11 protein-coding genes are annotated in these 10,746 nt (G+C 66.7%); 1 reads left to right on the forward strand and 10 read right to left on the reverse strand.

What is annotated here, in order from left to right:
* Positions 1 to 93 precede the first annotated feature (93 nt).
* Positions 94 to 675 carry a hypothetical protein gene (locus tag DBV14_RS00070; protein ID WP_124457157.1) on the forward strand — a complete coding sequence of 194 codons (582 nt, stop codon included), beginning with the start codon at positions 94 to 96 and terminating at the stop codon, positions 673 to 675.
* A 58-nt stretch (positions 676 to 733) separates the two neighbouring features.
* Here DBV14_RS00070 and DBV14_RS00075 read toward each other — a convergent pair whose 3' ends face one another.
* From DBV14_RS00075 to fdxA, 10 genes are all read right to left on the reverse strand, one after another.
* Positions 734 to 1,756 (reverse strand): hypothetical protein, encoded by a 1,023-nt coding sequence (locus DBV14_RS00075; RefSeq protein ID WP_124457158.1) that lies wholly within the window; start codon positions 1,754 to 1,756, stop codon positions 734 to 736.
* Complete coding sequence (locus DBV14_RS00080; protein ID WP_185545873.1) at positions 1,753 to 2,574, reverse strand: hypothetical protein; 822 nt, start codon at positions 2,572 to 2,574, stop codon at positions 1,753 to 1,755. Before DBV14_RS00080 ends, DBV14_RS00075 begins: the two co-directional genes overlap by 4 nt.
* A gap of 203 nt (positions 2,575 to 2,777) precedes the next feature.
* The gene (locus tag DBV14_RS00085; RefSeq protein ID WP_124457159.1) at positions 2,778 to 4,124 is read right to left on the reverse strand and encodes an MFS transporter; all 1,347 of its coding nucleotides are present in this window, start codon (positions 4,122 to 4,124) and stop codon (positions 2,778 to 2,780) included.
* A 93-nt stretch (positions 4,125 to 4,217) separates the two neighbouring features.
* Positions 4,218 to 4,880 carry an aspartate/glutamate racemase family protein gene (locus tag DBV14_RS00090; protein WP_124457160.1) on the reverse strand — a complete coding sequence of 221 codons (663 nt, stop codon included), beginning with the start codon at positions 4,878 to 4,880 and terminating at the stop codon, positions 4,218 to 4,220.
* A gap of 42 nt (positions 4,881 to 4,922) precedes the next feature.
* Complete coding sequence (locus DBV14_RS00095; protein ID WP_124457161.1) at positions 4,923 to 6,383, reverse strand: MFS transporter; 1,461 nt, start codon at positions 6,381 to 6,383, stop codon at positions 4,923 to 4,925.
* Between the two features lie 357 nt (positions 6,384 to 6,740).
* A complete protein-coding gene (locus DBV14_RS00100) occupies positions 6,741 to 7,583 on the reverse strand; it encodes a MurR/RpiR family transcriptional regulator (RefSeq protein ID WP_185545874.1) in 843 nt (280 codons plus the stop codon).
* 56 nt (positions 7,584 to 7,639) lie between these two features.
* Positions 7,640 to 8,416, reverse strand: coding sequence for a sulfite exporter TauE/SafE family protein (locus DBV14_RS00105; protein ID WP_124457163.1), 777 nt, complete (start codon positions 8,414 to 8,416; stop codon positions 7,640 to 7,642).
* A 67-nt stretch (positions 8,417 to 8,483) separates the two neighbouring features.
* On the reverse strand, positions 8,484 to 9,395 hold the full coding sequence (locus DBV14_RS00110; RefSeq protein ID WP_124457164.1) for a LysR family transcriptional regulator: 912 nt from the start codon (positions 9,393 to 9,395) through the stop codon (positions 8,484 to 8,486).
* A gap of 64 nt (positions 9,396 to 9,459) precedes the next feature.
* Positions 9,460 to 10,374, reverse strand: coding sequence for a LysR family transcriptional regulator (locus DBV14_RS00115; RefSeq protein ID WP_124457165.1), 915 nt, complete (start codon positions 10,372 to 10,374; stop codon positions 9,460 to 9,462).
* Positions 10,375 to 10,401: 27 nt separating this feature from the next.
* Positions 10,402 to 10,731: a ferredoxin gene (gene fdxA, locus DBV14_RS00120; protein ID WP_124457166.1), complete on the reverse strand. Its 330-nt coding sequence runs from the start codon at positions 10,729 to 10,731 to the stop codon at positions 10,402 to 10,404.
* Positions 10,732 to 10,746 lie beyond the last annotated feature (15 nt).

The raw sequence follows: 10,746 nt of genomic DNA on the forward strand, positions 1-10,746 counted from the left end.
TGAAGGACCGGGGATGCTCTTCAGCTTTCTTGACGCGCCTCGTGCCCGGCGAAATAGTGAAGCGATTTCGTTGTTCCTCCCCGGAGGCTCAAGGTGAAACCGTCTCTTTCACTTCTCGTCGTCCTGCTCGCGCTCTGGGGCCCAGGCTCCGCCGGCGCGACCTCATGCGCCGGCAACAGCTCGTTCCTTGAATCGGTGAAGTGGCATCGCGACCACAACTCCAGCGGCCGGATCGTTCGGGCCCGGGTGGTGCCGTCGGATCTTCCCGCGTCGCCCTCCGACCCGAACTGGAAAACCTACATGTTCGAAACCCTCGAGTTTCTCGATGGCGGAAAGCGCGAGGAGATCGGCACAAAGCTTCTCGGGAACGGGGTGCTTTATTACCGCCTCAACCTGCCTCCCGTGGGCCGGTCGGAGCCCCTTCCCGAGGGCTCCGAATGGATTCTCCAGACTTGGGGCGAAGGACGGTCGATGCAGCCCAGCCTGTGCAGCGCCATCCTCGAAGTTCGAGGCGACACGGTGCACGGACTCATCCAGAACCCGCCAGGCAGCCCGCCGACATGGCGAAGCCGTGCCCTGTCGGAAGCCGGCAACAACGACGCATCGCAATCGATGCCGCTGGCTGAATTTCGCCGTGCACTCGGCAAGCTGACCGGAGGCCGCAAAGCACGCTGACGCTCAGGCGATGGCCGAGGCGCCAGCGCGTGCAGGCAAGTAGCAGAAGCAGTCGCTGCTACTTGCCCTTCCAGCTTGACACAGTGATGAACACGCCGGTTTCCTTCGCGTCGCGCAAGCGCACGCTGTAGCGCCCCGCGCCATCAGCGCCGTTGAACACGATTTCGCGGCCGCCCTCTTCCACGCTCGCGCCCTTCGCCAGCTCGCGGTAGGTGTCGACCAGGGTGTCGAGCGCGGCGTAGCTGCGCAGCGTCACTTCGGCATCGGGCAGGCGCGGCTCGTTGCGCTGCGAGCGCTCGTACTCCGTGCGCATCGGCTTGCCGGCCAGGCCCTTGGGCATCACGATCTTGCCGGCGCTCGCCGTGCTGTTCACCTCGGCCGTCTGCACCAGCAAGGGCCGCAGCGAAGCCGGGAAACCCGGTGGCAATTGCTCGACGCGCCAGCCCGGCACGTCCGGCTGGCCGGCGATGTATTCGACGCTCGCGATCTTCTGCGCGTCGGCCGCCTTTGCCGGATCGTCGCTTTCGGCCATGGCCGCCAGGAACGACGGCAGCGTCTTGCCCCACACCACCAGCGGCTCGGCGTCGGCCTGCTTCGCACCGGCGGGCTGGAAGATCGACAGCACGGTCTGCGGCGCAGGCTTGCACACCTTGGGTTTGTCGCCGGTCGGCGGCACGCTGCAATGGCCGTTGACCAGCCCCAGCGCCACCAGGCGGCCTTCGGCGTCGAGCAGCATGGCCGAGCGTTCTTCGCCGTGGTCGCCGCCATTGACGGACGCGATGACCCTGCGGCCATCGGGCCAGACGGTGCGCGTGATGTCGTGCCTGGAGCGCATGCCTTCGAGCACCTGCTGCGCGATCAGCGCATCGGCATCGGTGTAGCTGCCGCGCGCATAGCCGACCATGGCGACCACGGCGCTGCGAATGCGCGGCTGTTCGCTGAGCCGCAGCGGGGGCGCGGGCAGCTCGGTGGTGACGGGTCCACCCGCGGATGCCGCGGGTTGTGCGCCCTGCGCATGCGCGCCCGCGGCGCAGGCGAACAGCAGCGACGCGAGGGTCTTGCGAAACGGCACAGCCATCATTCGGAAATCTCCACTTCGATATTCGTGATCGCCAGCATGTCTTTCCCGTGCTTCACGCCGACGGAAAAGGCCACGCCCTTGCGGTTGCCCGCGACATAGCCGGAGCGCTGGTCCAGGCTCGACTCCATTTCTTCGAGCGGCGGCGACAGCTGCTTGTAGAAGGCCAGCACTTTTTCCATGCTGTCGGTGGTCTGCAGGCGCAGCACGCGCCTGGCCTTGGCGTCGCTCAGCGCGTCTTGCGCGGTGCGGTAGATCTGCGCCTTCGGGTACAGCGGCACGTCCGCCGAGAAGCCCTTCGGCCGTTCGACGGGGCGTGGGGCGGTGTGTGCGGCATCCAGCGTGGTGTATTCGGTCTTGGCGATCTTCTCGCCCTTGCCGAACTGCAGTTCTTCGGGCACCTGACGGCTCCACGCGATCAGCGGCTGCGCCTTCGCGCGGTCGAAGCCGGGGGCGAGGAACACCGACAGCACCGCGTGCTGGTCGTCCAGGCAACCGGTGGACGACGAGTCGTTGCCGCAGGCGCGGTGCACCAGTGCGGCGGCCAGCACGTTGCCGCTGCCGCTGTCGACCAGCACGGCCGCGCGCTCGCTGCCGCCATAGGGCCGCCGGTACGACGACAGCAGCCGCTGGCCGCCGGGCAATGCCAGCTCCTTGCGATCGTGGCGCGAAGACAGCCCTTCGATGAGTTGTTCGGCCAGCAGGCCTTCAGGCCAGTAGTAGGAGCCCGACGCCATGCCCGTGAAGCGGGTCACGGCGAGATCGAAGGCGGGGGCTTGGGTGGCTTCCTGCGCGCGGTCGGTGTTCAGCGTCAGGACCATATCGGCGGCGAAGGCAGGGGTTGCCGCGCCGATGGTGGTGGAGAGAAGAAGAGCCAGGAAAGCAGGAGAGGGAGAAAGGACGGAGCGAAGTCGGAAAAGAGGCATGCGGAAAAATGAGATGAACAATGCGCCTCGCCCGGGCTGTGCCGGGCGAGTGCGGGCCTGGATTCTAGAAGGCCCTCGCGGCGAAAACGTTCATGGCTTCATTGCGTCGGCGCCGGGCTGCGCGCCTTCTCGCGCGACACAAACAGCAGGATCAGCACGGTCGCCACGAACTCCACCAGCGCGATGACCGTGAGCCCCTGTGCGTACTGCCCCGTGCTGGTCTTCAGGTAGCCGAGCAACTGCGGCGAAAAGTAGCCCGCCAGGTTCGCCACCGAGTTGATGAAGGCCAGCCCCACCACCAGCGCGGTGGCCGAAAGGTAGCGGCTCGGGATCTGCCAGTAGATCGGAATCGAACCCATGGTGCCGGCCGACGAAAGCGCCAGCGAGACGATCACGCCGGCCATGTTCTTCTGCCCCAGAAAGTAGGCCGTGAGCAGCAGGCCCAGCGCGCCGATGCCGGCCGCGATGGCCGTGTGCCACTTCACTTCCTTGCGCCGGTCCGACAGGTAGCCGTTGCCGATCATGCCGATCCAGCCGCAGGCGTAGATGCCGGCCATGACCCAGCCCAGCGTCTTGATGTCGGTCACGCCGACCTCGCGCACGATGCTCGGGCCGTAGTACACCAGCGTGGCGTTGCCCGCGACGATGCAGAAGAAGATGAGCGTCAGCACCCACAGCTGCGCATTGCGCATCGATGCGAAAAAGCTGTGCTCGCGGCTGCCCAGGCTTTGCGCTTCAGCGGCTAGTTCGCTCTCGACATGCGCCTTCTGCCGCGCGCTGAGCCAGCGCGCCTTGGCCGGCGAATCGCTCAGGATGAAATACGCCGCGATGCCCGCCACGATGGACGGAATGCCCTCGACCACGAACAACCATTGCCAGCCACGGTAGCCGCCCGCGCCGCTCAGCGTTTCCATCAGGTAGGCCGCGATCGGGCTGCCGAACATCAGCGACAGCGCCGAGGCCGACACGAAGAATGCCAGCGCCTTTCCGCGCCGGTGCGCCGGCAGCCAGTACGTCAGGTACAGGATCACGCCGGGCTGCAGGCCGGCCTCGAATGCGCCCATCAGGAAGCGAAGAATGTAGAACTGCAGCGGGGTCTTCACCCACGCCATCAGCACGCACACCACGCCCCATCCGATGGTGATGCGCATGATTGTTTTCTTGGCGCCGAACTTCTGCAGCAGGATGTTGCTGGGCACCTCGAAGAAGAAATAGCCGATGAAGAAAACGCCCGCGCCGGCGCCGTAGATGGCGTCGGACCACTGCAGGTCGCTCATCATCGTGAGCTTCGCGAAGCCGACGTTGACCCGGTCGATCCATGCAAGAAACCAGACCAGCGTAAGAAAAGGAATCAGGCGCCAGACGATGCGCCTGAACGTCAGGTCGCGTTCCGCGAGGCTGTCCACGGAAATGTCGGACGCTGGAGGCAAGACCACAGTGCTCATTCAATACTCCTCGGACAACAGCAAGCCACGGCGCACCCGCGCCGCAACGAAGAAAGAACTGAAGAAAGAAAAAAGAAAGCCCGACCGCGCGGCCTATGGCGTGACCGCAAGCCGCGAACACAGCAGCCGCATGGCCGCGGAAATCGGTGCGATCACCGGCACATCGAAGCGCGGGGCCAACGCCAGCGCAGCCTGCCCCAGCGGCCCGCCGCCGATGATCACGGCCTGCGCGCCGTCTTCGTCGATGCAGCGCTGCACGGCCTGTGCCAGCGCTTCTTCCAGCGCATGCGCATCGGCCGCCAGCGCGCGCGGGTCGCCTTGCGTCAGGCGGATGCCCGTGTACAGGCCGCGCAACCCCAGCGCGGCGGCACGGCCGTCGATGGGCGATACCAGCTCGGGCGTGACCGTGGCAATGCCGAAGCGCCGGTGGCCTTCGCTGGCCGCCAGCATCGAGGCTTCGGCGATGCCGACCACCGGCACGCCCGCTTCACGGCGCAGCAACTCGAGGCCCGGGTCGCCGAAGGCGCTGACGATCACGCCGTCCCACCGCCCGTCGGCGGCGGAACGCCAGGCTTTCAACACCTCGGTGGCCGCGGCATCGAGCTCGTCTTCGTTGACGATCATTCCCGGGCCGCCGGCCGCGGTGACACCGGTCACGCGGCAGCCGGCCGGTGCCTCGCCGTTGGCGATCTTCACCATCATGGCGGTGGTCGCCGACGACGAGTTCGGGTTGATGAGCAGGATTTCTTGTTGCATGCGTCGGGACTCTCTGGAAATTCAACCTTCAACCGTCAACCCTCAACCGGGCTGCGCGATCTTCGCGGCCGGGGCCGTGTCGTCGCCCGCGGCGGTGTTTTCGCCGGGCAGCGGCAGCGCGTCGGGCGACTGGCCGTAGGTCTCGGGCACGCTCTGCACGCTGACCACGAACACCGCGTACATGCCCGCCGCCAGGCTGAACACGCCGACCAGGCCGAAGGCATCGAAGAGCCGGCCCGCCACCAGCGGCATCAGCGCGCCAGCGGCCGTGCCGGTGGCAAGAATGAAGGCCGTGCCGAAGGCGCGCACGCGGGTCGGGTACAGCTCGGGCGCGAAGATCCAGATGGTGGTGTTGAGCAACAGCACGAAGAACTGGAACACCGCGCCCGCAATCAACAGGACGACGATGCTCTTGGCCGCGAAGCCGATGGTCAGCGCCGCGATGCAGGCGCACACGGCACCGGCCGTGAGCACGCGCTTGCGCGGAAAGTGAAAGCCCAGCAGCGAAGCCGCAATGGCACCCAGCAGGCTGCCGCCCTGCATCACCATCGTGAAGAGCAGGCTCTTCGACATGCTGTAGCCCAGCGCGACAAGAATGGTCGGCATGAGCGTGAGCACCGAAATCTGCGCGCCATAGGTCATCCAGATGGTGATGCACAGCGGAATGGTCCGCCGCGCCAGCGCACCGCGAAAGATCTCGGTCACGCGCACCTTCACTCTGGCATTCGGCGCGGCCGCGCCGTCGTCGGTGATGTAGTGCTGCTGCGGCACGTTCTTCGCCGACAGCCGGCCCGACGCCAGTCGCGACAGCACCGAATTCACTTCCTTCACCTTGCCCTGCGACAGCAGGAAACGCGGCGTCTCGGGAATGTAGCGGCGGTAGAACGCACCGAGCAGCGCCGGCACCATCAGGCAGGCGAACAGCCAGCGCCAGGCGTTGTCGCCGGGGAACATCCAGAACACCAGCAGACCGAAGCCCGGTGCCAGGAAGTTGCCGAGCCCGCCCGCACCCACGTTCACCAGCCCTACGGCGGTGCCGCGGAACTTGGTCGAGCAGAACTCGGCCAGCATGGTGACGGCAATCGCGATCTCGCCACCCAGCCCGAAGCCGACCACCGCGCGCCCCAGCGCCATCACCGCGAAGTTGGGCGCCATGGCGCAGATGCCCGCGCCCAGCGTGAACAGCAGCAGGTCGATGGACAGCATCACGCGCCGGCCGTAGCGGTCGGCAATGAAGCCCGAGATGATCCGCCCCACCGCCGCGCAGGCGAAGGTGACGGTGTTCAGGAAGCCGATGTCCGATGCGCTGAGCCCCCACTGCTCGCGCAGCATCGGCCCCACGATGCCCACCGCGTTCTGCTCGAAGCTGTCGAACAGGCAGCCGATGAGGATCAGAAAAATGATCGTGTGGTGCGACCGCGTGACGCCGATCTTGTCGAGCGCGCGATCCAGCTCGGCAACCCGGGGCGAGTCGGGCCCGGAAGAGAGTGCAGGTCCAGCCATTGGAAACCCCTTGAGAAAGGAATGAAGTGCTTTGCTCGGTGCTGTCCGGAATCGATTCGCATGCTATCGGCGACACCGGAAGACTGACATATCGATTTCACCTAGTTTGTTTTTGTGAAATCTCAATTTCAGACGAAACAGCCCTATGCAAACCGCATGCCCGGTGGCGCACGACGTTCGGCATCCATGTGCCAAAGAAGTACTTTTCAGAGGGGAAAGCGTGGAGTGGCTGTCATGGGCATGCCGCATCCGGGGCCTGCCAGAGCCCTTTCGGATGCACCTCGAGTGGGCGGGTGCGCACCGCCGCCGTGCGCCTTTTCAGTGCGAACCGGCCGCATCGGGCCGGCCGGGGGCCGTTCAGAGCTCGCCGTTTTCCTCGTGCCCGAGCTCGATCGCCGCCAGCCGCTTGCGCCCGGCCGAGCCCGAGGCCTCGATCACCATGGTGGCGATCAGGTCGCAGATGCCCATCACGGCCGTGTGATTGTCCAGAAGCCCCGGCCCCCGGCAATCGCATTGCAGCGACCAGGTGGCACCGGCGAAATCGGGCGAGGCCTTGTCGCTGATGTAGACGATCTTCGCGCCGGCCTTGCTGGCGCCCGCCAGCAGGATGTCCATCTGCCGCGTTTGCCGGCGCGTGCCGAAGACGATCACGCAGTCGCGCGCGGTCAGCCCGGCCAGGTGCTCGGCCAGCGTTTCGCCCGGCCCCGGAATAGCGGTGACGCGCGGCACCACCTGCACGATCTGCCAGCGCAGGTACAGCGCAAAGGCGTGGCTGCTGCGGCTGCCGAAGATCAGCACCTGCCCCGCGCCGATGATCGCCTTCACGATGGCGGCCATATGCCGTTCGTTCAACCGGTCGAAGGTGCTGGCCAGGTTGGCCTGCGACTGCTGGAAATGCGTGGCCACCAGGTGGCCGCGCTTCGAGGCCTCGGTGGCGTTCTGGAACAACGGCGAGCCGGTCTGCTTTTCTTCGCGCACCTGGCGCCGCGCTTCTTCGTAGTTCTCGTAGCCGATGCGGCGGATGAAACGGCTCACCGTCGAGGGCGACACCCCCGCCAGCTCCGCCAGCTCGTTGCCCGCATAGCTGGCCAGTTCGCCCGGAAACTCCAGCACGAAATCGGCAAGCTGGCGCTCGGTTGCCGACAACTGGTCGAGCTGGCTGCGAACGCGGCGGACAAAGGAATCTGCGGACATGGGCATGCGGGTGGAAGAGGCGCACGATGATGCCATGCCCCGCCCGTGGTGCCCCGCCTCATTCAGCCCACGGCATAGCGGTAGATCAGGAACGCGCCCGAGCACAGCACCGCCACGCCCACCACGCGCAGGAACTGCTCGCGCGAGAGCCGCAGCGTGATGCGCCGCCCGATGCCTGTACCGACCAGCATGGCCGGAAACAACAGCACCGCCAGCCAGAGGATCGAAGCCTGCGCATACACGCCGGCCAGCAGGAACAGAGTCGCCCGCGTGAGCGTGCTGAGCCCGATCAGCGTGGACTGGGTGACGCGTATCCGCTCCTTCGCTTCGATGCGGCCCGACAGGTAGATCGCATAGATGAAACCGCCGCTGCCGAACATCGCCGAGAAGATACCGCCCACGAAACCGAACGGCAGCGCCGCGCGGGGCGGCAGTCGCGAGACCGGCTTGATGCCGCTGAGCGAATACAGCGCATAGGCCACCGCGAAGACACCGAGCGCCAGCAGCATCAGCTGCGGGCGCCCCAGCAGCAGCAAGGCTGCCCCCACCAGGCTGCCCAGCGCCATGACCGGCACCAGCCGCCGCAGCTCGGCCGTGTCGGCCGAGCGCGCGTCGCGGCTCACGTTGGCCACCGCCGCAAAAAAGTCGAGCAGCGCCAGCAACGGCACCACGCTGGCCACGGGAATGAAGTTGGCCAGCACCGGCCCGGCCACCAGCGCCGTGCCGAAGCCCGCGATGCCGAAGATGATGTACGCCACGACAACGCCCGCGCAGACGATCGCGAACTGAAGCGGAGTGACGGGCAAGGCGTTGACGAAGGCAGTAGCGAAAGCATCCATGCCCGCGAATCTAGGCACTTCGCCCGCCTTGCGCCAATACAGAAAGCGGCGGGCGTCGATCTCGAAATCAGCTGAATCCGGTTGACGTCGCCCGCATGCCTTCGCGCAGCGATTCCACCAGGTCTTGCGCCAGCTTCGTGCCGCCGCTGCGCCACAGCACCAGCAGCGTGGTGTGGCTGTCCTCCTCTTCCAGCGCGAGCAGCCGCACACCCTCGGGCGCCATCTGCCCCATCGACGCCGGCACGATCGCGATGCCGAACCCCGCCTGCACCAGCGCCAGTTGCGACCACTTGCGCGAGCGCACCTGCGCGCCCGTCGGGTGGTAGCCCTGCGCGCGGCACAACTCGGCCACGCGATGGCTCAGCCCGCCCCTCTCCAGGTGCGGCGTGGCGACGAAGGGTTCGTCGCGCAACTCGGCAATGCCCACGCTCGGCCGGCTCGCCAATGCATGCGTTGCGGGCACGGCGACGACCAGCGGCTCCGAGAAGATCGGTTCGTGCTGCACGCCCGGGTAGCGGCGCAGCAAGGGCTCGCGCGCCAGGCCGACGTCGGCAATGCCCTGCTCGATGTCCGGCGCCTGGTGCTCCGAGGCGCGCTGCGACACCTCGATGGAAACGCCGGGGCAGCGCCGGGCATGGTCTTTCAGGCAGGCCAGCAGCGCATGCGTCAGCGGCACCGAGCTCGAATGCAGCAGTTGCACCGTGCCCTCGATGCCTCTTTGCGCATGGCGCGCGCCGACGGTGGCGCTCTCGATGGCCGCAAGAATGCGCCGCGCATCGCCATACAGCGAGCGGCCGGCCGGCGTCATCTCCAGGTGCCGCGTGTCGCGCGCGAGCAGTTGCACCTGCAGGTGCAGCTCCATCTCTTTCACCTGCCGGCTCAGGGCCGATTGCGCGATGAACAGGCGCTCGGCCGCCAGGCTGAAGCTGCCCGCGTCGACGATGTCCACGAAGTAGCGAAGCTGTTTGTGAGTGAGCATGGAAAGAAGGCGATGCGAACGCGCGAGAACGCCAGCTTAGCCCGTCTCACCCCCGCCGCCACACTCACACTGCAGCCGCCGCAATCTCCAGTTGCGTCAACCGCCGTGCCATGCGGCCGACAAAATTCTGCGTGACATGCGGCAGCACGCGCTGCGACGGCACCACGATGCCGACCTGCAGCTGGTCGAGCGCCGGCAGCTCGAAGGGCCGCCAGATCAGGTCGCCGCGCCTCAGGTCTTCGATGAAGGCAATTTTCGAGAAGCACGAGATGCCCTTGCCCGCCATGATCAACCGCTTGAGCATGGGCGTCGAATTGCAGGTGGCGGCCGGCTCCATGTCGTCCCAGAACGCCGCGAACTCGGGCGACAGCCCGGCACTGATGACGGGGTGCGAACTGGAACGCAGGAACGGGTAGCGCGCGCATTCCTTCAGCGACACGCTGGCATGGTTGGCCAGCGGATGGCCCGGCGGCATTACCACGCCGATCGGCAGGTTGGCCAGCGCCACAGCGGCCACGCCGCCCGGCAACCGGCTCACGAAGGTCATGCCCACGTCGACCTGCCCCGACATCACCATCTGCGGCACGTCCATCGGCTGCACCGCGGTGATGGTGTACGTGACGGCGGGAAACACCTGCAGAAAGTCTTCCACGGCCGAGGGCAGCAGTTCCTCGAAGAACGAGTCCATGGCCGCCACCTTGACGTGGCCGGTGCGCTCGCCCTTCAGCGCATCGAGCTCGGTGCGCATCACCTGGTACTGGTGCAGCGTTTCCTGCGCGTGCTTGAGCAGGCGCTCGCCGGCCGCATTGAGCCGCAGGCCGTTGGGCATGCGGTCGAACAGCTCCACGCCCAGCTCGTCTTCCAGCTTGTGGATCTGCCGGTTGACGGCGCTGGCCGCCACGTACAGCCGCTCGGAAGCCTTGCGCACCGAGCCGCAACTTGCCACCTCGATGAAGTACTTGAGGATGCTGGCGTGCATCAGCCGCCCCTCCCCTCTGGCACCCGGTCAACCGGCCATGTGCGGCGTTGCGGCAATGGCCGGGTGGTCGCAGGGCACGCGCTTGGCGTCGGCGCCGCCGGGCGAGCCGAGCCCGCTGACGTGGGCCGCGAAGAACTCGCGGTTGATGGCCGTGAAGTGTTCCATTTCGGGCGGCAGCCGAAGGTCTTCGTAGATGGCCTGGGTGGGGCAGGCCGACACGCAAACGCCGCAGTCGATGCATTCATCCGGGTGAATGTACAGAGTGCGCTCGCCTTCGTAGATGCAGTCCACCGGACAGCACTTGACGCAGGCGCCGTCCTTGACGTCGATGCAGGCGCCGGTAATGACGTGGGGCATGGCATTGAAGGGCGG

Source organism: Variovorax sp. KBW07, from assembly GCF_003852515.1.
Lineage (GTDB): Bacteria > Pseudomonadota > Gammaproteobacteria > Burkholderiales > Burkholderiaceae_C > Variovorax.